Here is a 24,467-nt window from a genome sequence, read left to right on the forward strand (position 1 = left end):
CCGGCAAGGAGCGGCATGTACGACTACATCGTCATTGGTGCCGGCTCTGCCGGCTGCGTGCTGGCCCACCGGCTCAGCGAAGACCCGGCCTGCCGGGTGCTGCTGCTGGAAGCCGGCCCGCGCGATAGCAACCCCTTCATCCACATGCCGGCCGGGTTGGCGCGGCTGGTCAACAATCGTCGCATCAACTGGAACCTGGAGACCGAGCCGGAGCCTGCCCTGGATGGCCGTCGTCTGTGGTGGCCGCGCGGCAAGGTGCTGGGCGGCTCCAGCTCGATCAATGCGATGTGCTACATCCGCGGCGTCCCCGCCGACTACGACGGCTGGGAAGCGGGTGGCGCCATCGGCTGGGGCTGGGACCAGGTGCTGCCCTGGTTCCTGCACAGCGAGCGCAACAGCCGCGGCGCCAGCGCGCTGCACGGCGCCGCAGGACCGCTGTCGGTGTCCGACCTGCGCCACCACAACCCCCTCTCGGCCGCGTTCATCGCCGCCGCGCAGGAAGCCGGCCATCCCCACAATGCAGACTTCAACGGTGACCAGCAGCTCGGCGTAGGGCTGTACCAGGTCACCCAGCGCGACGGCGCACGGTGTTCAAGTGCGGACGCCTACCTGCGCCCGGCACGCCACCGGCGCAACCTGACGGTGCTCACCGGCGCGCAGGCGACCGCGCTGAGCTTCGAGGGCACGACGGCGACCGGCGTGCACTATCGGCGTGGCGCGCACCACCTCCACGCACGCGCGGGCGCGGAGGTGATCCTCAGCGCCGGCGCGCTCCATTCCCCCACCTGCTGATGCTCTCCGGCATCGGCGAGGCGGACACGTTGCGCTGCCACGGCATCACCCCGCGCGTGGATCTGCCCGGTGTCGGCCGCAACCTGCAGGACCACCTGGACATCTGCACCGTCGTGCACACCACACCGGGCGTCAGCTACGACCGCAGCAACGAGCTGCGCATCGCCTTCGACTACTTCCTGCGCGGCCACCGTGGTGCCGGCACCAGCAACCTGGCCGAGGCCGGCGGCTTCGCCCGCTCGTCGCTGGCCACCGATGCGCGCGCCGACATCCAGTTCCATTTCGTCCCGGCAATGCTGGACAACCACGGCCGCCACCGGCTGCCGGCGATGGCTATACCCTGCATGCCTGCCCGCTGCACCCACGCAGCCGCGGGCAATTGCGCCTGCGTGATGCCGATGCGCGCTCGCCGCCGCGCATCCACGCCAACTACCTGGGTGACCCCGCGGGCCACGATCTGAAGAGCATGCTTGAATGCGCCCGGCTGTCGCGCGAGATCCTGCAGCAGCCTGCGTTTGACCGCTGGCGCGGCGCGCCGGTGTTCCCCCCGCACAACGCGCTGGACGAGGCGGCACTGGAAGCCTTCATCCGGGCCAAGGCCGAGACCATCTACCACCCGGTCGGGACCTGCGCGATGGGGCAGCATGCCGAGGCGGTGGTCGATCCGGGCACCCTGCGCGTGCACGGCACCGAACGGCTGCGGGTGGTGGATGCCTCGGTGATGCCGCGCCTGGTCAGCGGGAACACCAACGCCCCGACCCTGATGATCGCTGAGCGTGCCGCTCATTGGATCCGGACCGCTGCAACTGCCTGAACAGGGGTGCGCTGGACCGCCCTTACCGCCCGGGTGACGGATCCTTTGGAGATTGGCAAAACCCGCGTATTTTCAATGCGATACGCATTCATCTTCGATTCGTTTGTGCAATCACGAAAAGCGGCGCTAGAATCGGTCACAGCAGTCGCGCACGGGCACCCATACGATGAACCAGAACAACAGGCGCCGACCGATCCGTTCGGCGGCAACCGGGTTGTTGGGCATGTTGATGCCCATCGCCATGTCTTCCACTGCACAGACACCCGCCGCTGCGCCAGCCGGGTTCCCGGTCAACATCGAGGAATCGGCGCCGAGCGCCGCCCCGCATACCCAACCTGCCGCCTACCGCACCACGCCGGCCGGCCTGAAAGTGCAGCCGCCCGCGCAGGGCTTCAACGTGGCCTCGATCGAATCGATGGCGCAGCAGCTCACCTACGGTGAGCGCGTACCCGGCATGGCCGTTGCGATCGTCCAGGGGGGCCGCGTGCTCAGCGCGCGCGGCTACGGCGTCACCGACGTCAACAACCCGCAGCAGGTCGACGCGCACACCGTGTTCCGGCTGGCCTCGTTGTCCAAGGCTTTCGCCGGCACCATGGCCGGCCTGCTGGTCAACGACGGCACGCTGCGCTGGGACAGCAAGGTCACCGACTACGTGCCCGGCTTCCAGTTGAGCACGCCCGAAGCGACCGAGCGCCTGACCGTGGCCGATCTGCTCAGCCACCGCGTCGGCCTGCCCTACAACGCCTATGACCGCGACGTCGAAGCCAACGCCGAGTACTACACGCTCACCCACAAACTGGCGGCCACCTCGCTCAAGTGCCTGCCCGGCGACTGCTACGCCTACCAGAACGTGGCCTTCAGCCTGATTGGTGATGTGGTCTACGCCGCCTCCGGCAGCTTCTACGAACAGTCCGTCGAGCGCCGTCTGTTCAAGCCGCTGGGCATGGATGACGCCAGCCTCGGCCTGGCCGGCATCCAGGCCAGCTCGCGCTGGGCACGCCCGCATGTGCGCAGCCGCAATGGCTGGGTTGCGCTCACGCCCAAGCCCACCTACTACCGCCTCGCCCCGGCCGCCGGCGTCAACGCCAGTGCCAGCGACATGGCGCAATGGCTGCTGGCACACACCGGCCATCGCCCCGACGTCCTGCCCGCCCCGTTGCTGGCCACGCTGCATGCGAGTCTGATCAGCACCCCCGGTGAAATGCGGTCCGGCTGGCGCCGCGAGCGCCTGAACTCAGCCGGCTACGCGCTTGGCTGGCGCACCTTCGATTACGCCGGCCATGAAGTGATCTTCCACGCCGGTGCCGTCCAGGGCTATCGCGGCCTGGTCGCCCTGGTGCCCGAGCGCGACCTCGGCATTGCCATCATGTGGAACGGCGAAAGCAGCCTGCCCAGCGGCCTGCTGCCCACCGTACTGGACCAGGCGATGGGCCTGCCGACCCAGCGCTGGCTGGACGTGGACACCGACTTCGGCAGCGACAACCTGATGGCCGAGGACGCCGCCCCGCAAGGCAAGCGCAAGGGCGTCTCGTCGAACCGCGCGGTCGCATCACCGCGCTGATCCCGCCCGCACGTGGCATCGCAAAAGGCGGCCGGATGGCCGCCTTTTTTGTGGTTTTTGGTATCGCACATAAAAAAACTCCTTCCCCGCTGGGCTGCCAGGGAAGGAGTCTCAGGTACGGCTATCGGGAAAAACTCAGATCAGCGGTGCCGGGGTTGCCGGCAGTGCGACCGGCGCGGCCTTCTTCTTGCGAACGGCCGGCTTGCGCTTTGCGACCTTCTTCACTGCCTTCTTCGCGGATGCCTTCTTGGCCGGAGCCTTGCGGGCAGTCGCCTTCTTGGCGGTGGCCTTCTTGGCTACCTTGCTGGTGGCCTTTTTGGCGGTCTTTTTGGCGGTCTTCTTGGCAGCCTTCTTCGGAGCGGCCTTCTTGGCTACCTTGCGGGTCGCCTTCTTGGCCGTCTTCTTTACCGCCTTTTTCGCGGTCTTCTTGGCGGCTGCCTTCTTTGCAGTCTTCTTGACGGCCTTCTTCGCCGTCTTCTTCACTGCCTTCTTCGCGGTCTTCTTGGTGGCGGCCTTCTTTGCAGTCTTCTTCACTGCCTTCTTTGCCGTCTTTTTCACTGCTGCCTTGCGAGCGGTCGCCTTCTTGGCCGCCTTCTTCACCGTCTTCTTGGCAGCCGCCTTCTTGGCTACCTTCTTCACGGCCTTCTTGGCAGTCGCCTTTTTAGCGACCTTCTTGGCTGCCTTTTTGGCGGCCGGCTTTTTCTTCGCAGCTTTCTTGGTTGCCATGGGATGGCTCCTCGTCAGTGATCTATGGAGTGGAAACGCCCAGGTAAAGCAAACCCGCCGTTGCTGCGTCGCGGGGACCGCCGTCGCGTCATGCGCGTCGTGACGGATACGGAGACACCTGCCACATGCGGCCAGGCAGATATCGGATCAGGAAGGGTCTTGCGGTTCGCTGAAGGAAGCGAAGCCATCTCCACCGTCATCGGACGCGAGGTGGATGTCCAGGTTGTGCTTCGCGACTTGATGTCGATTCTGCTCACTCTGTTCGCAGGCAAGGTCTGCTGAGGCGAAACCTAATCACGCTTTTTTTCACTGTCAACAACCCCGGCGAAAAATTTTCACACCGGCGCCCTGCGGCGCCCCCCTCTCCGAACCCGTCATCGAGCCGACGAGAGCGCCATGCCAACGCCACCGCGAACACCCCACGCAATCAAACGCTGACAACGCAGAAAAGAAAAACACTTAAAAGAAGCACTTTCGTGTAGCGACATCGCAACATCGCCGTGTACCACCCTGCAACGCCACGCGCGCATCGCATGCGATCACCCCCGCCACGGGACTCCCCGTGCGCACCTTAAACAGACCGCAAAACTTTTCACATCTGCCCGCGTTTTTTTCGACCCGATTCGCGTAACTGCGCAAACTTTTGACCGCTCGGCACCGACGCGTTCGTACCTGGCATTCGCCGTTGAGCATCGTCGCAGGTCCACCGGGAAGCCTGTTCGGCATGCCATCGGCGCGTCGGCGAAGACCAGATCACCGGCGCGCATCGGCACCGAACCGATCGTCATGAGCCGGCCGTCGCGACCACCGCCCATCGCCCGTGCACTGCAATCCTCACGCACTACTAACGCGATCGGCGCGTTCTCGACGCGCGGGCAAAAAAAAACGGCCGCACCGGGCGGCCGTTCTTCAGCGGAAACGACGATCAGTGATCTTCGTTTTCCAGCAGCTCGGCGTAGTCGTCCGGACCCAACAGGTCGTTGACTTCGTCCAGGCCAGCCACTTCGACGACATAGATCCAGCCGTCGCCGTAGGCGTCTTCGTTGATGGTTTCCGGCTTGTCGCTCAGGGCCGCATTGACCTCGACCACCGTGCCGGTGATCGGGCTGTACACGTCCGAAGCGGCCTTGACCGACTCGACCACGGCCGCCTGTTCGCCGGCCTTGACCTCCTGGCCAACCTCCGGCAGTTCAACATAGACCAGGTCGCCAAGCAGGCCCTGGGCGTGGTCGGAAATACCGACGGTGACGCGGCCGCTGCCTTCAACGCGTGCCCACTCGTGGGACTTGAGGAATTTGAGGTCGCCGGGGATCTCGCTCATGGGACTGCTCCGAGGAATATCAGGGGGGTCAAGAAACGGGGGTAGTGTAACCAACCGGCGCGGACACGAACGCGTCCGCACCGGATACATCACGGCATCAGCCGTCGATCAACACGCCAGGCTGGGCCTGGCCTTCGCGCACGAACGGGAACTTCACCACGCGCACCGGAATCTGCTTGCCGCGGATATCCACGCGAACGTCCCCCAGTTCGCCGCCCGGCACGCGGGCGAACGCGATGCCCTTGCCCAGGGTCGGCGAGAAGGTGCCGGACAGGATCTCGCCCTCGCCGCTGGCGGTGAGCACGACCTGGCCGTGACGCAGCACGCCCTTCTCATCCATGACCAGGCCGATCAGCTGGCGGGCGTTGCCGGCCGCCTTCTGCGCCTCGAGCACATCGCGCCCGATGAAGTCGCGGCCTTCGTCCAGTGCCACGGTCCACGCCAGGCCGGCTTCATAAGGCGTGATCTCCTCGTCCATGTCCTGGCCGTAGAGATTCATGCCGGCTTCCAGGCGCAGCGTATCGCGCGCACCCAGGCCGGCCGGGCGCACACCCGCAGCGCTCAGCGCATTCCAGAAGGCGACCACGGCGGTCTGCGGCAGCAGGATCTCGAAACCGTCTTCACCGGTGTAGCCGGTACGCGCCACGAACAGCGCGGTGCCGTCGGCGGTGGCGGTCTCCAGGGCGGCGAAGCGGCCCAGCTTTTCCAGCGCGGCGCGGTCGCTCTCGCCCAGCAGGCCGATCACGCGCTCGCGTGCGGTGGGACCCTGCACGGCGATGATGGCCAGCTCTTCGCGCTCGAGGACCTCCACGTTGAAGGCGGCCGCCTGCTCGCGGATCCAGGCCAGGTCCTTTTCGCGGGTGGAGGCATTGACCACCATGCGGAAGAAATCGTCAGCCATGTAATAGACGATCAGGTCGTCGATCACGCCGCCGCGGGCATTGAGCATGCACGAGTAGAGGGCCTTGCCGGTGGCCTTGAGCTTGTCCACCGAGTTGGCCAGCAGCGTGCGCAGAAACGGCTTGACCTGCTCCCCGCGCAGATCCACCACGGTCATGTGGCTGACGTCGAACATGCCGGCATCGCTGCGCACCAGGTGGTGCTCGTCCAGCTGCGAACCGTAATGAATGGGCATGTCCCAGCCACCGAAGTCGACCATCTTGGCGCCGAGTGCGCGGTGGGTATCGTTGAGAAGCGTCTTCTGGGTCATGACCGGTTCCGGGGGAAATGAAGGCAAGCCATCATTATCCCAGAACCGTCTTCACAACGCCTGCGGCGGTGCGGGAAAACCGCGGATCAGGCCTGCTGCACCTTCAGCGTCATCCCTTCCACCGCCACCACGCGCACCGGGCTGCCGGCCGGCAGATCCGGCCCGGCGACCACCCAGAACGCATCGTCGATCTTGGCCCGGCCCCTGCCGGCCACGATGCCCTGGTCGAGCAGGACCACCCGCCCGATCAACTGCTCGGCGCGCCGGTTCAACAGCGGCTGATCACTCTGGCGATCGTGCGATCGCCCCCAGCGCCGGTAGCACTGGATGGAGACCACGCTGAGCACCACGAAGGCAACCACCTGCCACAGCAGCGGAATGTCGGCGAACACCGCGACCAGCACGAACACCGCCGCGGCGCCAATCCCGATCCACAACATGAAAGCGCCGGGCGCGAGCGCCTCGGCGGCGAACAGCACCAGTGCCAGCGCGCCCCAGGCCACCACTTCCCAGCGCATGTCAGCCCCCGATCCGCGGCGGGACGCCGCGCGTGGCTTTCTTCTCTTCCTGCTTGGCGAACGCCTCGCGCGTCAGTTCGGCCACGCCGGCGATCGAGCCGATCACGCCGCTGGCCTCCATCGGCATCAGCACCAGCTTCTGGTTCGGCGAGGTCGCCAGTTCCTTGAATGCTTCCACATACTTCTGCGCGATGAAGTAGTTGATCGCCTGCACGTCGCCCTGGGCGATCGCCTCGGAGACCATCGTGGTCGCCTTGGCCTCCGCCTCGGCCAGGCGCTCGCGCGCTTCGGCATCGCGGAAGGCGGCCTCCTTGCGGCCCTCGGCCTCCAGCACGGTGGCCTGCTTCTCGCCTTCGGCGCGCAGGATCTCGGACTGACGCGAGCCTTCGGCCTCCAGGATCTGCGCGCGCTTTTCGCGCTCGGCCTTCATCTGCCGCGCCATCGCATCGAGCAGATCGCGCGGTGGCTGGATGTCGCGGATCTCGATGCGGTTCACCTTCACGCCCCACGGGTTGGTGGCATGGTCGACCACGCTCAGCAGCTGGGCATTGATCACCTCACGCTGGCTGAGCGATTCATCCAGATCCATCGAGCCGATCACGGTGCGGATGTTGGTCTGCACCAGCGCGATCATCGCCACCTCCAGGTTGGCGACCTCGTAGGCCGCCTTGGCCGCATCGAGCACCTGGAAGAACACCACGCCATCCACGCGCACGGCGGCGTTGTCCTTGGTGATCACTTCCTGGCTCGGCACGTCCAGCACCTGCTCCATCATGTTCACCTTGCGGCCGACCCCGTACACGATCGGGATCAGGAAGTGCAGGCCGGGCGACATGGTGTGGGTGTAGCGGCCGAAGCGCTCCACGGTCCATTCGTAACCCTGCGGCACCATCCGCACCGCCTTGAAGAGGATGACAACGGCCACGAAGGCCAGCACCAGCGAGAACAGCATGGTCGGAAACATCAGGTCACTCCCTTTCCCCGGAATCGTAGGCCCGAGTATAGCCACGCCGTCTTCACGCCGGCGTCGGGGAGTGTCCTGGGTGCCCGTCAGGCAGGATCAGGCGGTGCGCGGGGCGAACATGATCACCATCATCCCGGCCAGGCACAGGCCGACGCCGAGCAGGTCCCAGCGGCTGGGACGGATGCCATCCACCAGCCACAGCCACATCAGTGCAGTGCCGATATAGACCCCGCCATAGGCGGCATAGACGCGGCCGCTGGCCGCCGGGTGCAGGGTCAGCAGCCAGGCGAACAAGGCCAGGCTGGCGGCCGCCGGCAACAGCAACCAGGCGCTGCCGTCCCTGCGCAGCCACAGCCAGGGCAGGTAGCACCCGACGATCTCGGCCACGGCGGTCAGCGCGAACAGCAGCAGCGTTTTCACGGTGCGGGTTCGCCGGCCTTGGCCCGCTGCCAGAGCGCTTCCTGCGCCTCCAGATCGAGCGCGCCCATGGACTGTCCGGCCGCCTCGGCCTGCGCTTCCATCGCGCGGAAACGCCGTTCGAATTTGTGGTTGGCCAGGCGCAGCGCGGCGCCCACATCCACCTTGGCGTGGCGGGCCAGATTGGCGCAGACGAACAGCAGATCGCCCAGCTCTTCCTGCAGGCGTGCGTGATTCTCCTCGACCGGGCCGCGCGCGAATTCCGCGGCGACTTCGTCCAGTTCCTCGCGCACCTTGTCCATCACCGGTGCAGGGCCCGGCCAGTCGAACCCTACCCGCGCCGCGCGTGCCTGCAGCTTCACCGCCCGCTGCCACTCCGGCAGGCCACGCGAGATCCCGGCCAGCGCCGAGGTATCGGTGTGGCCCTTGGCGGCACGCTCTGCGCGCTTGATCGCCTCCCAGTTGCTGTTGACGTCCTCGGCCCCGTCCACCTGGACCTGGGCGAACACGTGCGGATGGCGGCGCTCCATCTTGTCGCTGATCGCGCGGGCCACATCGGCAAACCCGAACGCCCCCTGCTCCTGCGCCATCTGCGCGTGGAAGACCACCTGCAGCAGCAGATCGCCGAGCTCATCCTTGAGGTCATCCAGATCGCCGCGGTCGATCGCATCGGCGACCTCGTAGGCTTCCTCGATGGTGTACGGCGCGATGCTGGCGAAGTCCTGCTGCAGGTCCCAGGGGCAGCCCTGCAGCGGGTCGCGCAGGCGCGCCATGATGCCCAGCAGGCGGTCCAGTTCGGGGGTGGCAGGCATCGTTGCTCCAGTCAGGTCAGGCGGGCAGCCACGCGCGCCACGGCAGGCGGGTATCGCCCAGCGCGATGAAGTCGCCGTTCAACAGGCTCTCGCGGCGGTTGTAGCGGAACGGCTTGCCGGTCTCGGCCGAGAGCACCGCGCCCCCGGCGGCGTGCAGTACGCACTGCCCGGCGGCGGTGTCCCATTCCGAGGTCGGGCCCAGCCGCGGGTAGACGTCCAACGTGCCTTCGGCTAGGCGGCAGAACTTCAGCGAGGAGCCCTGGGCGAGCACCTCGATATCGCCCATGCGGTCCAGCATGGCCTGCGTCTGCTCGCTGCGATGCGAGCGGCTGGCGGCCACCCGCAGCGGCGCCGAGGCGGGCGTGCGGGTCCGCAGCACCGAATCGCGCATGCCGTCGCGGCGGTAGGCGAGTTCGCCGCGCATCGCATGCCAGATCTGGCCGGTGGCCGGGGCGAGCACCACGCCGAACGCCGGCGCGCCCTGGTAGATCAGCGCGATGTTGACGCTGAACTCGTCGTTGCGTTTGACGAATTCGCGGGTGCCATCCAGCGGGTCGACCAGCCAGTAAGCACCCCAGTGCTGGCGGATCTCCCATGGCACCTGCGCCGATTCCTCGGAGAGGATCGGCAGCTCCGGGGTCAGCTGCGCCAGCCCGCGCTCGATCACCTGGTTGGCGCCGAGATCGGCCGCCGTGACCGGGCTGTGGTCGGATTTGATCTCAACATCGAACGGCGTGGCATACACCGCCATGATGGCGGCGGCCGCGTCCTGGGCGATGGCGATGACGGTTTCGCGCAGATCCGTCGTGAGTTTGATCATTCCTTCCGTCCCAGCCACTCGCGGGCGATGAACAGTGCCGCCAGCGAGCGGCCTTCGGAGAAGTCCTCGCGCAGCATCAACTGGTCCAGATCGGCCAGCTTCCACGGCACGACCTCCAGTTCCTCCGGCTCATCACCGACCAGGCGCTCGGGGTACAGATCACGCGCCACCACCAGCCAGGACTGATGACTCATATAGGTGGGGGCCAGGGTCATCGCGCGCAGCACGTCGACCCGGCGGGCACCGTAACCGGCCTCTTCCTTCAACTCGCGGTCGGCGGCCTGTTCGGGGGTTTCCCCGGCATCGATGCGGCCTTTCACCAGCCCCAACTCATAACGGTGCATGCCGGCGGCGTATTCACGCACCAGCAGCACGGTCTCGTCATCGAGCATCGGCACCACCACCACCGCACCGTGGCCGCGGGTTACCAGCCGCTCGAAGCGGCGGCGTTCGCCATTGGAAAACTCCAGATCCAGATGCTGGCGCTGGAACGGCCCGCTTTCCTCGTCCGTGATCTGGTGGATGATGGGCAGGCGACGGCTCATGCGAGCATCTCTAGAATGGGTACTGGTGAAAACGTGTTCATGAGCCCGAAATGCTAGCAGACCCAGCCCCCCTCACGCTGGCCGATCAGTGGCGGCAACGCGATCTGGCCGTGCTGTGGCACCCGTGCACGCAGATGCGCGAGCATCCCGACACCCTGCCCCTGCTGCCGATCGCCCGCGGCGAAGGCCCCTGGTTGATCGACCATGACGGCTACCGCTACCTGGATGCGGTGAGCAGTTGGTGGACCAATCTGTTCGGCCATGCGCAACCGCGCATCGGCGCGGCCATCGCCCAGCAGGCCACCCAGCTGGAACAGGTGATGCTGGCCGGCTTCAGTCACGCGCCGGCGGTACAGCTGGCCGAGCGCCTGCTGGCGATTGCGCCACGCCAGACCGGACGCGACCCGCTGGCCAAGGTGTTCTACGCCGACAACGGCTCGGCCGGGGTCGAGGTGGCGCTGAAGATGGCCTTCCACTACTTCCGCAATCGCGGCGAGAATCACCGTACCCGGTTCGTCGCGCTGGAGAACGGTTATCACGGCGAAACGCTGGGGGCGCTGTCGGTCGGCGATATTCCGCTGTATCGGCGTGTATATGCCCCGCTGCTGACCGAGGCGCTGTTCGCGCCCTCGCCCGATGCCTACCTGGCCGAGCCGGGCCAGAGTGCCGCCCAGCGCGCGCACCAGGCGGCCGATGCGCTGGCCACGCTGTTCGACCAGCACCCGGGCGAGATCTGCGCGGTGATCCTGGAACCGCGCCTGCAGTGTGCGGGCGGCATGCGCATGTACGACCCGGTCTATCTGCAGCGTGCGCGCGCGCTGTGCGATGCCAATGGTGCCTTCCTGATCGCCGATGAGATCGCCACCGGCTTCGGCCGCACCGGCACGATGTTCGCCTGCGAGCAGGCCGGGGTAATGCCGGACCTGCTGTGTTTGTCCAAGGGCCTGACCGGTGGTTTCCTGCCGCTGTCGGCGGTGCTGGCGACGCAGGCGCTGTACGACGCCTTCCTGGATGATTCACGCGAGCGCGCCTTCCTGCATTCGCACAGCTACACCGGCAATCCGCTGGCCTGCGCCGCCGCGCTGGCGACCCTGGACATCTTCGCCGGCGAAGACGTTATCGCACGCAACCGCAGCACCGCCGAAGTGATGCGCACGCTCGCCGCGCCATTCGCCGACCACGCGCATGTCGCCGATGTGCGGCAGGCGGGGATGGTGGTGGCCTTCGAACTGACCCGCAACGGCGACAAGCGCACACCGTTCCCGGCCGAAGCCCGGATCGGGTTGCACGCTTATAAAGCCGCGCTCAAACGCGGGGTGGTGCTGCGCCCATTGGGCAATGTGCTGTATTGGATGCCGCCGTACTGTGTAGAGGATGAACACTTGGATCTGCTTGCCCTGACCACCCTCGCCGCCATCGACGAGGCCGTCGCATGCGCGTGACCCGCAGCCATATCGACCATCCGCTGGCGGTCGGCCAGGTGCTGTCACTGCCCGAGGACGCCGCCAACCATCTGGTCCGCGTGATGCGCCTGCGCGAAGGCGACGGCTGCGTGCTGTTCAATGGCGATGGCCAGGATTACAGCGCCACGCTGGTGGCAGTGGGCAAGCGCGATGCGCAGGTGCGTATCGAGAGTGCCATCGCGCTGGACAACGAGTCGCCCTTGCACATCACCCTGCTGCAGGGCATCGCCCGCGGGGAAAAGATGGACCTGATTCTGCAGAAGGCCACCGAACTCGGTGTACAGGCCTTCATGCCGGTCAACGCCGAACGCACCGAAGTAAAGCTGGATGCGGCGCGTGCCGGGAAGCGGCTGGCGCACTGGCACAGCGTAGTGGTCTCGGCCTGTGGCCAATCCGGCCGCGCCCGCGTGCCGAGCGTGGCCGCGCCGCGATCACTGCAGGACGCCGCCAACGCGGTTCCAGCCGGGGCACTGAAGTTGACTCTGGATCCACAGGGCGAGCATCGCTTGTCGACGCTCTCGGCCGCTCCGGGCGGCGTGGTGATCGCGATCGGCCCGGAAGGCGGCTGGTCGCCGCGCGACCGCCAGGCGCTGACGGCAGCAGGCTTCCAAGGCTTGCAGCTGGGCCCGCGGGTGCTGCGCACCGAGACCGCGGGCTTGGCCGCCATCGCCGCCGTGCAGGCGCGGCTGGGCGATCTGGGCTGAAAAATAACGGGGACTGAAAAATAACGGGGACGGGGGTAGTTAATCGGCACGATTAACTACCCCCGTCCCCGTTATTGATTTACCCCGCGACGGGGAATGATTCGTCCAGTGCCGCTTCCAGCGCGTCCAGGTCCGGCAGCAGCGCGCTCTGCTCGCCCAGCAGCACGCGCATGTGCACGCCCTGCGGCAGGGTTTCCTCGGAGGCATCGGCCAGCAGACCGTCGCGCGGCACCGCGATCAGCTGCGGGAAGGTCTGGGTCAGCAGGGCGAAGTAGGGACGGCGCGGATTGCCGCCCAGCGCCTTGAGCACCACGACCTTGTTGTTGGCCACGACCGGCTCGTCACCCTGCCCGGACAGCCGGGCGAAGGACAGCAGCGGCACGTCCCAGCCGTGCCAGGCGATCTGCCCGACCAGCCAGGCCGGCGCATCGGGAACGGTTTCGACCGGCACCTTGGACATCATTTCGGCCACGGTGGCGTTGGGCAGCAGCACGCGTTCGTGCCCGGCCTGGATCAGGACACCGCGGATTTCGTCGTTGCTGGCGTAGCTCATGGGTTTTCCTTCAAAGGTGCGTCGGCGCCACTCAGGCGTCCACGCCCCAGCGTTCGGCGATGGTGGCGGCCAGCTGCGGCGGTTCCCCGGCGTCCTGCCCGGCCGCAACGACGGCACTGGCCGCGGTCGGGTCATAGCAGCCTTCGCCGATCTGACCGGCCACCCAGGCACCGGCGGCGGCCAGGGCGAGCACGGCGTCCACCTGGGCGGCATCCGCACCGCTGAGCAGGACCACGCCGCTGTGCGCGGCCGGCAATGCCTCGATCTGGATGCCGGCGGTATCGGCGATGAACTGCAGACCGCCCTGGCGCATGGCGATGCCGATGTCGTCCGGCAGGATGTAGGCCTGGCCGGCTTCAACCGGCTGGGCGTCCTCGGCCAGCAGCACCGGCAGTGCGGACACCCGTGCCATCTGCTTGACCAGATTGCCGTAGCGGCCGCCGTCCAGGCGCATATGCACCAGGACGGCGGTGCTCAGCGATTCGGGCAGCGCGGCCAGCAGGCGGCGCAGCGCATCCGGCCCGCCGATGCCGGCCAGGACCAGCACCGCGCCCGCGCAGCCACCGGCGGAACCGGCCTCGGGTTCGAGCTCGACCAGCGACAGACGTTCAATGCCGAAGCGCTCGGGTGCGGGCGCCGTGTCGTTGATCGACGGGGGCGCAGCGACAACACCGTCATCCTCCACCAGCGACCAACGGCTGTGATCGCCGATGGATACGGCCGCGGCGGGCGGTGCCGAGGCCGGAATGGGCGGAATCGCCGGGGCGACCGGATCGGGTTCCAGCGGCTGCAGCGCGGCCAGTGCCTCTTCCAGCGACACCGGCTCATGCAACTCCGCCGGCGCCTGGTACAGGCCATCGGCCGGCACCTCGGCGGCCGCATCCTCGGCTTCGCGCAGATGGAACTCCAGCGGTGCGTCGGCATGCAGCTGCGCCGGGGTGACCGGCAGGCCCGGTTCGGGCTGCAGTTGCTGGTCCTGTTCCGAACCCGGCGGCAGCACGTCCTGATGGCCGTGCAGCTTGGCCACCAGATGCCGTGCCCAGCGCTGCGCTTCCCAGCCATCGCGGCGTGCAGCCAGCTCGGCTTCGTCGAAGATCACGGTCAGTGACGGCGAACCCAACACCGGATCCAACCGCTCCAGGGCGTCTTCGATCGCCGGTTCCAGCGCGATCAGGACCGCACCGGGATCGGCATCACGCAGCGCCTGCAGGTCGAGCGTGTTGGGGTCGTCCTCCAGCACGAGGCGGGCGCCGGCATGGCCGAGTGCTTCGCGCAGGCGGTCGCGTGCCGGCCCGGAACGGGCCAGCAGGGCCACCGACAACAGGGGATGGGCATCACTCGCGTGCACGGGCGATCCCCAGCAGGTCATACACGTTGCGCATCAGATCCAGTTCCTGGTACGGCTTGCCCAGGTAGCGCTGGACACCGAGTTCAAAGGCACGTTGACGGTGCTTGTCGCCGCTGCGCGACGTGATCATCACGATCGGCACACCCTGGTAGCGCGGGTCGGCGCGCATGACGCTGGCCAGCTCGTAACCGTCCATGCGCGGCATTTCGATATCCAGCAGCATCAGGTCGGGCACCCGCTCATCCAGGCGCTCCAGTGCTTCGATACCGTCACGGGCGACCGTGACCTCGAAGTTGTGGCGTTCCAAGATGCGGCCGGTGACCTTGCGCATGGTCAGCGAATCGTCGACCACCATCACCAGCGGCACATCGCGATCACTGACCTTGGCTGCAGCGGTGATCGGCTTGTGCGGGTTGGCCAGGTAGCGGCGCACCAGCGGCGCCACGTCCAGGATCACCACCACGCGGCCATCGCCGGTGATCGTCGCACCGTAGATGCCCGGCACCGAGGCGATCTGCAGGCCGACCGGCTTGACCACGATTTCGCGGTTGCCCAGCACCTGGTCGATCGCCACGGCCACGCGCAGGTCGCCGGCGCGGACCAGCAGCAGCGGTACCTGGGCCTGGCCTTCGGCGCGGGCCTGGGCCTGGCCGATCAGCGTACCCAGATCGTGCAGGGCGAATTCTTCGCCACCGTAGTGGTACCCGCCGTTGGCGGTTTCAAAGCGCTCGCGCGAGATCCGGCCGATACCACTGACCGAGGCCACCGGCACTGCAAAGGTGGTCTCGCCGATCTGCACGAACACCGCCTGGGTGACCGCCAGCGTCTGCGGCAGGCGCAGGGTGAAGGCAACGCCCTGGCCGCTGACCGAGTGGATGTCCACCGAACCACCCAGCTGGCGCACTTCGTTGTGCACCACGTCCATGCCCACGCCACGGCCGGCCAGCTGGCTGACCTGGTCGGCGGTGCTGAAGCCGGGCGAGAAGATCATCGCATCCAGTTCGGCATCGCCGAGCACGGCATCGGCGGCGATCAGGCCCCGCTGTTCGGCGCGGCGACGGATCGCCTCACGGTCCAGCCCGGCGCCATCGTCGGCCACTTCCAGCACGATTTCCGAGCCTTCGCGGCGCAGGCGGATGGCGATTTCGCCCTCGTCCGGCTTGCCCGCGGCACGGCGCTGTTCCGGGGTTTCCAGGCCATGCGCCACCGAGTTGCGCAGCATGTGTTCCAGCGGCGCGACCATGCGGTCGAGCACGTTGCGATCCAGTTCGCCGTGGGTCCCTTCGAGGGTGACGTGAACCTGCTTGCCGGTGTCCTGGCCCGCCTGGCGCACGACCCGGCGCAGGCGCGGCACGAGACCATCGAACGGCACCATGCGCGCGCGCATCAGGCCGTCCTGCAGCTCCGAACTGACGCGCGACTGCTGTTGCAGCAGCACGTCGTACTGGCGCGAGAGATCATCGAGCACGCCTTGCAGACCGCCCAGATCGGCCGCCGATTCATTCAGCGCGCGGCTGAGCTGCTGCAGCGTGGAGAAGCGGTCCAGTTCCAGCGGGTCGAACGTGTGATCGGCCTGGTCCTGCTCACGCTGATAGCGCGCCACGATCTGTGCTTCGGTTTCCAGATCAAGGCGCCGCAGCTGATCGCGCAGACGGGCATTGGTGCGGTCCAGTTCGCCCATGGCGCCGCGGAAGGCACCGAGCTGCTGTTCCAGACGCGAACGGTAGATCGCCACTTCGCCGGCGTGGTTGACCAGCCGGTCGAGCAGATCGGCGCGCACGCGCACCTGTTCCTGCTGCGGCCGCGGCAGACCATCCTCCTCGCTGACGGTTTCCAGCGGCACCGGTGCCGACAGCGGCGCCGCCACGAGCGCGGCGATGGCGGCCTCCACCTTGGCATCGCCGGACGGCAGCGTGTCATGGGCGGTCTCGAGCGGCTCGGGCTCGGCGCGGCCCTGGGTACGCTGCTCGAACGCGGCGATCAGGTCATCCGGCATCGCCACGGTGCGGTGCTGGCCGGTACGGGTCAGCAACTGGTGCAGGCGATCGAACCCGCGCTCCAGCAGGTGCACGTCGCTGCGGTCGATATCGGTCCGGTTGGCCGCGACGGCCTCCAGCAGCGATTCAATGCCGTGGCCAAGATCGCCGATCGGGTTGATCCCGGCCATGCGCGCGCCACCCTTGAGGGTATGCAGGTCGCGCTGCAGGCCGGCGATCACGTCGCGGTCCTGGGGCGCGGCGCGCAGCTCGCTGATCAGGCCATCGCAGTGGTCGAGCAGGTCCTTGCCCTCTTCCACGAAGATATCGACCAGCTCCTGGTCGAGCTGGGTGAAATCGAGCGCATCGCCCGGCGCGAGGTCGTCACTGTCGGTGGACTCCACCGGGCGGGCGTCGTCGGCTTCCGGGGCGTTCGTGAAGGTTGCAGCGGGTGCGTCCTCCAGTTCGAAGAAGCGCGCCGGGGAGGCAGCGTCGGCGGAGGCATCGGGCGCCGTGGTCTCGATCGCCTCGGCGAACGCATCGGCTTCGCCGGCGTTCTCAGCCGTGGCGTCCAGACCGAGCACGCCGGTATCGGAGGCATCCAGCGCATCGACGACGGTCAAACCGTCATCCACCGCCTGCTGGGCGTCCACCACCTCGCCGAAGGCCGGCGGCGGCGGCAGGACCTCATCCAGCGCATGGGCGTCTTCGTCGCTGTCCGGATCGGTATCGCTCCAGCTGTCGTTGGCCGCGTCATCGACCGCGACCGCGTAGGCGCTGCCCTGCTCATCGTCATGGGCATGGGCATCGACATCAGCGGCGGCCGGACCGTCGGTGGTCGCCTCTGCCGAGTCGGACCGGCTGTCGGTCGCCGTGTCTGCCACGCCTTCGGCCTCGGCCTCGGCCTCGGCCCTGGTGCTGGTGCTGGTGCTGGTGCCGGTGCCGGTGCCGGTGTCGGTGTCGGTGTCCGAGTTGGCGTCGGTTTCATCGCCGACGTCGACCGGACGCTCCGGCGTGACCGGCTCGGCGAGATGATCGAAGTAGCGCGAGAGATCCTCGGCCGAGGTCAGCTCGACCGCTTCCAGGCCCGCATGCACAGACGCCAGATCCGCGTCCTCGGCTGCGACATCCGGCGAAGGCGGCGCATCTGCTGCGCGCGCGGTGTCCGGCAGCGCGGCATCGAAGTAGGCGGACAGGTCGTCCGTGCCGGTCAGCTCCATGGCGATGAGGGCATCGTCGTCGGCCTCAGCGGCCGCGCGACCGGGCTCGATCACGCTCAGGCCATCGGCATCGATCTCGGCCTGCTGCTCGCCGGTAGCCGTGGTGTCGTCGGCGGTCGCGAGCAGCGGCGCGGCGTCGTCCTGCACGTCATCACCGGTCGCGGCGAACGCATCACCCTGCGCATCGGAGACCGGGGCGAACGGCCCTGCCTCGGCATCCGCATCTGCTGCTTCGACGACTTCGTATGCCTCAACGGGTTCAAGAGCTTCAACCGGTTCAACGGCTTCAACGGTATCCGCGTCTGCTGCCAGGACCTCGACCGCAGCCACGTCGATGGCAGCCACGTCCACGGCATCTGCGGCCGTCGCTTCGGTGACCGCTTCCGCTTCCGCTTCCGCATCCGCTTCAGTCGCCTCGACGGACGCTTCGTCGTCCACCAGGTCAAGATCGTCCTCGACCAGTGCCGGCCAGCGCGCCTCGGGCAACGTATCGGCCAGGGCGACCAGGCGGGCCGCCAACGCGTTCTGCACGGGCACCCGCGGCGCCTCGTCCTGCAGTGCCGCCATGGTGGTGGTGATCGCGACGCTGGTCTCGGCGAGCGCGTCGATGCCCGCCGCGCTGGGCAGTGCATCGGCGGCCAGGGAGCGCTTGATATAGCTTTCCGCCGCACCGGTGACCGCCGTGATCTCCGGCACGTCGGTCATGGCGAAGGCGCCGTTCATGGTGTGCACGGCGCGCAGCAGCCCGTCGGTCACTGGCTGGGGTGCATCGGCGGCGACATCCAGCCACGCCTGCAGCGTCGCCTGATGGATCTCAACCTCGGCTTCCAGGATCTCGCGCAGCACGCTGTCGATGTTGGCCGGCGTGCTCTCGATCACCGGCGCAGCGTCAGGCGTCCCACTGTCCACGGCCGTCGCCACGGCGGCTGCAGCGGCACGCTGCAGGGGCACATGGAAGGTCTCCTCACCGGCGGCCACGCGATCGGCGATGGCCTGCATGGCCTGCAGATCGGCGGTGACACGGCTGCCATCGCGCAGCGCGGCATTGAGCTGCGGCAGCACCTCGTAGGCCTGGCCGACCAGGGCGACCACCGCCGGCGAGGCCGGGCGGCTGCCATCGAGCACGCGGTTGAGCATGCCCTCGACCTTCCAGCTGAACTCGCCCAGGGTGCGCGCACCGACCAGCCGGCCACTGCCTTTGAGCGTATGGAACACGCGGCGGATCGGGCGCAGGCGGTCCAGGTTGTCCGGCGCGATGCGCCAGGCCGGGAGCAGGTTGCCCAGGTTCACCAGTTCTTCGTCGAACTCTTCGATGAATACCTCGCGGATGTCCTGGTCGATGTTCTCGCCATCGTCCTCGAAGCCGGCCTCGATGCTGGTGTCGTCGGCGGGCACGGCCACTGCCGGGCTCGCCGCTGCAGAGGTGGCCGGCACGGTACCGGGGCCGGCGCCTTCCGGGCGGAACTGCGCGGCGGCGGCGTCCAGTTCGGCCAGGAAGCGGGTGGATTCGTCGTCCAGCTCGATACGGCGGATGACCGCATCCTGCACTGCGGGCGGCGGCAGCGCGGCATCTGCCTCGGCCTGCAGCACCGTGTCGGTGCCATCGATGAACGCATCGGTCGGCTCGGCGACACTGTCGTCCACCGAGGCTACCGGAATCTCCTGCAGGAACGTCGGCAGGGCTTCCACATCCACCGCGCTCTGCGCGAACGGGCTGGAAGCAGCCGTCTCCGCGGCAATGCCATCGCTATCGGTGTCGGTGTAGGTGCCGCTGTCATCGATCTGAAGCGACAGCACGTCGTCGGCGTTGCGCAGGTCCTCATCGAAGGTGAATTCGATCGGCTCGTCGCTCAGCTCCAGCATCTCGTGCTCGGCGGCCACCGGATCAAACCCGGTGCCCGTGGCCACGAAGGCCGGCATCTCCAGCGACACGTCCGAAACCTCGGGCGCACGCTCCGACGTCGGCACATCCACCGCGTCGTGCACAGCATCGGCGTGCACGGACGGCAGCGGCGCGACGTCCCACCCGGCGCCGGCGGGCACTTCGGCAATGACCGGATCGAAATGGGCGAACGTAGGCAGTTCGTCCACATCGTCATGGCTGGCCAGCGTCCACTGCGGCGCATCGGCGGCGACCGGGGCGGTGGAGGCGTCGAACACCAGCGCCACCGGTGCCGCGGGCAGCGGGGCGGTGTTCGCCGGCGGCGGATCGAAGGTGACCTCCGGCAGCGGCGGCGGCAGGTTGGCCGGGCGCGGGATGTCGGCAGTGACGCCGAGCTTGATCGGCTCCGGTGCAGGCGTGTCCCACGGCGTGAGCTCGATGGGTTCGGCCGCGACCGGCAACGACGCCGGCCCGGTATCGGGGGTGGGCTGGTTGGCAGCCGGCAGCGGCCAGTAACGCAGGGTTTCCAGGCTGCTGCGGGTGATGTCCAGGATTTCATCGCGGCCCGGGCGACGTTCGCGCAGGGCCTCGAGGTAATACTCCAGGCTGGCCATGGCGTCGGCCAGGGTGTCCAGCTGGCGCCCGCTGGGCACGCGCTGCTTGCCGAGCAGTTCAACGGCGATGTACTGGCGCACGCCCTGCAGGTAATCGGCCGGCACCGTCAGATCCAGCATGCGCAGTGCACCGGCGACCTCGCCGAGCAGGCGCGGTACTTCCTGCAGCTGCTGGTGGTTCCAGTTGGTTTCGATGAAGGCGACGAAATGCTCGCGCGCCGCAGCGAAGTTGGCGATGGCTTCATGCGCCAGCACCTCCACCGTGCGCCGGTTCTCCACCGCGCTCGGATCGTCTTCGCCACTGCCGCCGGCGCCCAGATGGGCGACCTGGTCATCCAGCGAGGCATCCACGTAGAGCAGCGCGCCGGCGATATCCAGCAGCAGCGTTTCATCGATCTGCTGCACGCCCTCGACCACGTCGCGCAGCGCGTCGCGCTGCTGTACGACCACGCCGCGGGCCACGCCCAGGCCCATCATGCCCAGCGTGTCGGCCACCGCGCCCAGCTCGTTGACCTGGGTCTGCAGCTGCACCGGCTCGCCGCCGGTACGCAGGTGCAGGTCCAGCGCATCCTTGATGCGCAGCAGTTCTTCCTTGACCGCATTGCCGACCGTATCGAGCAGCTCGCGATTGCGCCCGCTCAGGCTGCCGCGCGCGTGATCCAGCTCGGCTTCGGTGGCGCTCGCGCTGTCCGGCGCGAAGGCGAACAGCACGCTTTCATTGATGCCCGGCGCGGCGCGCGCCGAGCGGATGTCATTGAGCAGCGGCAGCAGCACGATCGGGATGTCGCGGTGACCGTTCTGCAGGCGCTCCAGGTAATCGGGCAGCAGTACGCTGCCACGCATCAGCGTGGCGCAGGCTTCATCACGGTCGGGCACCTCACCGGCACCGATCGCATTGGCCAGCTGCTCCAGCTCCTCGGCCACCATCGCCGGGGCATACAGCTCGACCATCCGCAGGGTGCCCTGCACCTGGTGCAGGTAGCCGGCGCAGAAGCGCATCCGGCTGCCATCGGCGGGGTCTTCCACGTAGTACTCGACCTCGTTGCGCACCTGGCGCAGGGTCTCGTCCAGCTCCGGCTTGACCCAGCCCAGCGCAGCGTGGCTCATGGCATCGCGCAGCGTGCTCATGCCAGGTCTCCCGGCAGCTCTGCGCACATGGCGTGCGGTGATTTCTCGCGATGCATCATCTGCTTGTTCCTTCCCTCTCCGCCCTGCCCGCGGCTCACGCCGGCAGCTTGAAGTCGGCGACCGAACGGCGCAGGTCGGCCGCCAGCTGTGCCAGGTGGCCGATCGACTCGGCGGTCTGTCCCGCGCCCTGCGAGGTCTGGCCGGTAATCTGACGGATCACGCCCATGGTACGGGTGATGTCCGATGCCGCGGCCGACTGCTGCTGGGCAGCGATCGAGATGTTCTTGATGAGGTTGTTCAACGCGTTGGAGACGCGCTCGATTTCGGTCAGCGCGGTACCGGCGTCTTCGGCCAGGCGTGCACCGGAGACCACTTCGGCGGTGGTCTGCTCCATCGAGCTGACCGCCTCGTTGGTATCGGCCTGAATGGCCTGCACCAGGTTTTCGATCCGTCGGGTCGCACCGGAGGTGCGCTCTGCCAGCCGCTGCACTTCGTCGGCCACCACCGCGAAACCGCGACCGGCCTCACCGGCTGAAGCTGCCTGCACCGCGGCGTTCAACGCCAGGATGTTGGTCTGCTCGGAAATGTCGTTGATCAGTTCCACGATCGAGCCGATTTCCTGCGAGGACTCGCCCAGGCGCTTGATGCGCTTGGAGGTTTCCTGGATCTGGTCGCGGATCTGGTCCATGCCCTGGATCGTTTCGCGCACCACGCCGGCACCTTCGGCGGCGATGATCACCGAGCGCTGTGCCACGTCGGCCGACTCGGCCGAGTTGCGCGACACCTGCTCGATGCTCGAGGCGATTTCGCCGATGCGGTCGGAGGCCGAGGTGATCTGGTTGGCCTGGTGGCCCGCCGCTTCGGCCAGCTGCATCGCGGTGGCCTGGGTTTCCTGGGTCGACACGGCGACCTTGGCCGAGGTGTCGTTGATGGTGGTCACCAGGTGGCGCAGCTCATCCACGGCGTAGTTGATGGCGTCGGCGATGGCGCCGGTCATGTCCTCGGTCACCGAGGCCTTCACCGTCAGGTCGCCTTCACCCAGCGAGCTGATTTCGTCCAGCAGCCGCATGATGGCCTGCTGGTTGCGGCTGTTGTATTCCACCTGGGTCTGGTACCGCAGTTCCTGTTCGCGCGAGCGGCTGCGCACCGTGCTGCCGACGAAGCCGATGATGGCGATCAGCGAGAACGCACCAGAGGCCACGCCCAGCCAGAAGTTGGGGAACAGGCGGGTATCGCGCAGCGAGCCGAACGAAGAGAAGGCTTCGAACAGCTTCTTGCTGTCGCGCAGCATGTCTGCCGAACCACCCGTCAGGGCCGCGGCCGAGGACTGCGCGGCGAACAGCTGGCGCGAGCTGGCCAGGATCGCGTCGGCATCCTGCTTCATGGTGTCCCACTGCTTCTGCGACTGCTCCAGCGCGGCCAGCGCCGGACCGTTGCGGACCGCGGCAATGCCCAGTTCCTCGTTGCCGTTGCGCAGCGCATCGAGCACCTGGGTGAAGACCACCGAGTCGCGGGCGAGCGCATCGCCCGCGGCAGCCGCATTGGCGCCACCGGCGCGCATTTCCGTCACGCGGCGGGCCATCGAGCCGACCACCACGACCTGCTGCAGGGCGTTGTAGACCTGCGAGGACGGCGCGCCACTGGCCGACATCGCGCGGACCACTTCGTTCAGCTGCGCCTGCAGTGCGGGCACGCCGTTGACGAAGTTGTTGGCGTTGCCGGCCAGGGCCAGCACGGCCGGTTCGCTGGCGACCAGCTGGCCGGCGCTCTTGCCGAGCGGCTCCCAGGTCTGGATCAGCGTGTTCAGCGGCCCGGCGACATTGGTCTCGGTGCCGTAGCGGCCCTGCAGGCCACTGACGGTACTTTCGATGTCGCTCTTGGTCAGCTTGAACGCGGTGAACGCCTGCGCGTTGCCCGAGACCGCCTCACGGCCCTGGTTGGCCAGCTGCTGCGAGAGCACCTGCAGGTTCGCCGCATCGGTGCTCGCACTGGCCAGGCGACTGCCCTGCCAGGTCGCTACACCGGTGTTGACGCCGAACACGATCATCGACACGGCCAGCAGGCCGAGCCAGAAATTGGTGCCCACCGAGCCGAGCTTGCCGGCCTTGGCGGATTCCGAAGCAGTACTCATCGTTCAACCTCGATCTTCAATACGGAGAGACAGGCGCCTGCGGTCAGGCCGCGGCCTGCCTGAATTCGGGGGTACGCGACAGCAGCGACAGCGAGAACACGCCCCAGTCATGGCCATCGCCGTGGAACGCACGGTCGATGAAGTGCGCATAGCGGCCGGTAGCCAGATCGCCGGCGACAATGTCCTGGTCCAGCTCGAAGCTGCGCTGGCCGAACAGTTCATCGATGGTCAATGCCACGTCGCCGCCGGCCTGGCGCATGATCAGCACGCGCTGACCCTCCTGCTGCACGGTGCGCTCGCCTTCCAGGAAGAACTTCAGGTCCACCACCGGAAACAGGTTGCCGCGCAGGTTGCCCACGCCCAGCAGCCACGGCTGGGCGCCCGGCACCGGGGTGATCGGCGGCATCGGCACGATTTCCACCACTTCGCGGAAATCCGAGACCAGCCGGCGCTTGCCCACGCGGTAGCCGACGCCACGCCACAGGTCCTGCGAGAACTGCCGCTCGGGCAGCTGCACGGCATGGGCCAGGCTGCGCCGCTCATAGGCCTGGAGGATGTCGAAAGGAGAACGCATCAGACCACCAACTGGTTGATCCGCGCGATCAGTTCCTCCTCGCGCGGCGGCTTGACGATGTAGTCGGCCGCCCCCTGGCGCAGCCCCCACGCCTTGTCGGTTTCCATCGCCTTGGTGCTGACGATGACCACCGGAATGTGCTTGGTGGCCGCGTCGCGCGCCATCGCACGGGTGGCCTGGAAGCCACTCATGCCGGGCAGGACCACGTCCATCAGCACCAGCTGCGGTGACTGCTCGCGCACGAGCTTGAGCCCGTCCTCGGCGTTGTCCGCTTCCAGGACTTCATGACCGGCCTTGGTCAACCACTGCGTGAACACCGCACGGTCGGTCGGTGAATCCTCGATCAGTACGATTCGAGCCATTGTGCCTTTCCC

At 67.6% G+C, this 24,467-nt stretch carries 18 protein-coding genes and 1 pseudogene; 4 read left to right on the top strand and 15 right to left on the bottom strand.

Annotated features, from left to right (window positions below; genetic code table 11):
• Positions 1–15 precede the first annotated feature (15 nt).
• Together AC06E9_RS02600 and AC06E9_RS02605 are read left to right on the top strand one after the other, a co-directional pair.
• Positions 16–1,606 (top strand): annotated as a pseudogene (locus AC06E9_RS02600) (GMC family oxidoreductase).
• Positions 1,607–1,772: 166 nt separating this feature from the next.
• Positions 1,773–3,167 (top strand): serine hydrolase domain-containing protein, encoded by a 1,395-nt coding sequence (locus AC06E9_RS02605; protein WP_152151943.1) that lies wholly within the window; start codon positions 1,773–1,775, stop codon positions 3,165–3,167.
• A gap of 135 nt (positions 3,168–3,302) precedes the next feature.
• Here the strand turns inward: AC06E9_RS02605 and AC06E9_RS02610 are convergent, their stop codons facing one another.
• The 9 genes from AC06E9_RS02610 to nudE all read right to left on the bottom strand — a co-directional run bounded on the left by AC06E9_RS02610 (position 3,303) and on the right by nudE (position 10,500).
• Positions 3,303–3,893 carry a hypothetical protein gene (locus tag AC06E9_RS02610; protein WP_478055426.1) on the bottom strand — a complete coding sequence of 197 codons (591 nt, stop codon included), beginning with the start codon at positions 3,891–3,893 and terminating at the stop codon, positions 3,303–3,305.
• Between the two features lie 925 nt (positions 3,894–4,818).
• Complete coding sequence (gene gcvH, locus AC06E9_RS02615; RefSeq protein WP_121039009.1) at positions 4,819–5,214, bottom strand: glycine cleavage system protein GcvH; 396 nt, start codon at positions 5,212–5,214, stop codon at positions 4,819–4,821.
• Positions 5,215–5,311: 97 nt separating this feature from the next.
• Positions 5,312–6,424 carry a glycine cleavage system aminomethyltransferase GcvT gene (gene gcvT, locus AC06E9_RS02620; protein WP_121039012.1) on the bottom strand — a complete coding sequence of 371 codons (1,113 nt, stop codon included), beginning with the start codon at positions 6,422–6,424 and terminating at the stop codon, positions 5,312–5,314.
• A gap of 86 nt (positions 6,425–6,510) precedes the next feature.
• On the bottom strand, positions 6,511–6,942 hold the full coding sequence (locus AC06E9_RS02625; RefSeq protein WP_478055427.1) for an NfeD family protein: 432 nt from the start codon (positions 6,940–6,942) through the stop codon (positions 6,511–6,513).
• 1 nt (position 6,943) lies between these two features.
• The gene (locus AC06E9_RS02630) at positions 6,944–7,906 is read right to left on the bottom strand and encodes an SPFH domain-containing protein (RefSeq protein WP_478055428.1); all 963 of its coding nucleotides are present in this window, start codon (positions 7,904–7,906) and stop codon (positions 6,944–6,946) included.
• 96 nt (positions 7,907–8,002) lie between these two features.
• Positions 8,003–8,326 (bottom strand): YnfA family protein, encoded by a 324-nt coding sequence (locus tag AC06E9_RS02635; RefSeq protein ID WP_121039018.1) that lies wholly within the window; start codon positions 8,324–8,326, stop codon positions 8,003–8,005.
• Positions 8,323–9,135, bottom strand: coding sequence for a nucleoside triphosphate pyrophosphohydrolase (mazG, locus tag AC06E9_RS02640; protein WP_478055429.1), 813 nt, complete (start codon positions 9,133–9,135; stop codon positions 8,323–8,325). Before mazG ends, AC06E9_RS02635 begins: the two co-directional genes overlap by 4 nt.
• A gap of 16 nt (positions 9,136–9,151) precedes the next feature.
• Complete coding sequence (gene cysQ, locus AC06E9_RS02645) at positions 9,152–9,955, bottom strand: 3'(2'),5'-bisphosphate nucleotidase CysQ (protein WP_478055430.1); 804 nt, start codon at positions 9,953–9,955, stop codon at positions 9,152–9,154.
• Positions 9,952–10,500, bottom strand: a complete 549-nt coding sequence (nudE, locus tag AC06E9_RS02650; RefSeq protein WP_121039027.1) for an ADP compounds hydrolase NudE — start codon at positions 10,498–10,500, stop codon at positions 9,952–9,954. The genes cysQ and nudE overlap by 4 nt, the downstream gene beginning before the upstream one ends.
• A 50-nt stretch (positions 10,501–10,550) precedes the next feature.
• Here nudE and bioA point away from each other — a divergent pair, with 50 nt between their 5' ends.
• On the top strand, positions 10,551–11,942 hold the full coding sequence (gene bioA / locus AC06E9_RS02655; RefSeq protein WP_478055431.1) for an adenosylmethionine--8-amino-7-oxononanoate transaminase: 1,392 nt from the start codon (positions 10,551–10,553) through the stop codon (positions 11,940–11,942).
• Entirely contained in the window at positions 11,933–12,667 is a 735-nt protein-coding gene (locus tag AC06E9_RS02660; protein ID WP_461770184.1) for a 16S rRNA (uracil(1498)-N(3))-methyltransferase, read from the top strand. Before bioA ends, AC06E9_RS02660 begins: the two co-directional genes overlap by 10 nt.
• A gap of 79 nt (positions 12,668–12,746) precedes the next feature.
• Here the strand turns inward: AC06E9_RS02660 and AC06E9_RS02665 are convergent, their stop codons facing one another.
• From AC06E9_RS02665 to AC06E9_RS02690, 6 genes are all read right to left on the bottom strand, one after another.
• On the bottom strand, positions 12,747–13,220 hold the full coding sequence (locus AC06E9_RS02665; RefSeq protein ID WP_121039036.1) for a chemotaxis protein CheW: 474 nt from the start codon (positions 13,218–13,220) through the stop codon (positions 12,747–12,749).
• Positions 13,221–13,251: 31 nt separating this feature from the next.
• Positions 13,252–14,568, bottom strand: coding sequence for a chemotaxis protein CheB (locus AC06E9_RS02670; protein WP_428999408.1), 1,317 nt, complete (start codon positions 14,566–14,568; stop codon positions 13,252–13,254).
• Positions 14,555–21,388 (bottom strand): Hpt domain-containing protein, encoded by a 6,834-nt coding sequence (locus AC06E9_RS02675; RefSeq protein ID WP_478055432.1) that lies wholly within the window; start codon positions 21,386–21,388, stop codon positions 14,555–14,557. The genes AC06E9_RS02670 and AC06E9_RS02675 overlap by 14 nt, the downstream gene beginning before the upstream one ends.
• Before the next feature lie 94 nt (positions 21,389–21,482).
• Positions 21,483–23,519: a methyl-accepting chemotaxis protein gene (locus AC06E9_RS02680; RefSeq protein ID WP_088432920.1), complete on the bottom strand. Its 2,037-nt coding sequence runs from the start codon at positions 23,517–23,519 to the stop codon at positions 21,483–21,485.
• Between the two features lie 43 nt (positions 23,520–23,562).
• Complete coding sequence (locus AC06E9_RS02685) at positions 23,563–24,093, bottom strand: chemotaxis protein CheW (protein ID WP_088432919.1); 531 nt, start codon at positions 24,091–24,093, stop codon at positions 23,563–23,565.
• Positions 24,093–24,455 (bottom strand): response regulator, encoded by a 363-nt coding sequence (locus AC06E9_RS02690; protein ID WP_019185138.1) that lies wholly within the window; start codon positions 24,453–24,455, stop codon positions 24,093–24,095. The genes AC06E9_RS02685 and AC06E9_RS02690 overlap by 1 nt, the downstream gene beginning before the upstream one ends.
• Positions 24,456–24,467 lie beyond the last annotated feature (12 nt).

This window comes from Stenotrophomonas sp. Steno-Z10-BAI (assembly GCF_056393115.1).

Excerpts from the sequence above, each read along its gene's own strand:
- gcvH (WP_121039009.1), bottom strand. The coding sequence starts at position 5,214 with ATGAGCGAGATCCCCGGCGACCTCAAATTCCTCAAGTCCCACGAGTGG.
- bioA (WP_478055431.1), top strand. The coding sequence starts at position 10,551 with ATGCTAGCAGACCCAGCCCCCCTCACGCTGGCCGATCAGTGGCGGCAA.
- AC06E9_RS02660 (WP_461770184.1), top strand. The coding sequence starts at position 11,933 with ATGCGCGTGACCCGCAGCCATATCGACCATCCGCTGGCGGTCGGCCAG.
- AC06E9_RS02625 (WP_478055427.1), bottom strand. The coding sequence starts at position 6,942 with ATGCGCTGGGAAGTGGTGGCCTGGGGCGCGCTGGCACTGGTGCTGTTC.
- AC06E9_RS02610 (WP_478055426.1), bottom strand. The coding sequence starts at position 3,893 with ATGGCAACCAAGAAAGCTGCGAAGAAAAAGCCGGCCGCCAAAAAGGCA.
- AC06E9_RS02675 (WP_478055432.1), bottom strand. The coding sequence starts at position 21,388 with ATGAGCACGCTGCGCGATGCCATGAGCCACGCTGCGCTGGGCTGGGTC.
- AC06E9_RS02690 (WP_019185138.1), bottom strand. The coding sequence starts at position 24,455 with ATGGCTCGAATCGTACTGATCGAGGATTCACCGACCGACCGTGCGGTG.
- cysQ (WP_478055430.1), bottom strand. The coding sequence starts at position 9,955 with ATGATCAAACTCACGACGGATCTGCGCGAAACCGTCATCGCCATCGCC.
- AC06E9_RS02680 (WP_088432920.1), bottom strand. The coding sequence starts at position 23,519 with ATGAGTACTGCTTCGGAATCCGCCAAGGCCGGCAAGCTCGGCTCGGTG.
- AC06E9_RS02665 (WP_121039036.1), bottom strand. The coding sequence starts at position 13,220 with ATGAGCTACGCCAGCAACGACGAAATCCGCGGTGTCCTGATCCAGGCC.
- AC06E9_RS02685 (WP_088432919.1), bottom strand. The coding sequence starts at position 24,093 with ATGCGTTCTCCTTTCGACATCCTCCAGGCCTATGAGCGGCGCAGCCTG.
- AC06E9_RS02630 (WP_478055428.1), bottom strand. The coding sequence starts at position 7,906 with ATGTTTCCGACCATGCTGTTCTCGCTGGTGCTGGCCTTCGTGGCCGTT.
- AC06E9_RS02605 (WP_152151943.1), top strand. The coding sequence starts at position 1,773 with ATGAACCAGAACAACAGGCGCCGACCGATCCGTTCGGCGGCAACCGGG.
- mazG (WP_478055429.1), bottom strand. The coding sequence starts at position 9,135 with ATGCCTGCCACCCCCGAACTGGACCGCCTGCTGGGCATCATGGCGCGC.
- gcvT (WP_121039012.1), bottom strand. The coding sequence starts at position 6,424 with ATGACCCAGAAGACGCTTCTCAACGATACCCACCGCGCACTCGGCGCC.
- nudE (WP_121039027.1), bottom strand. The coding sequence starts at position 10,500 with ATGAGCCGTCGCCTGCCCATCATCCACCAGATCACGGACGAGGAAAGC.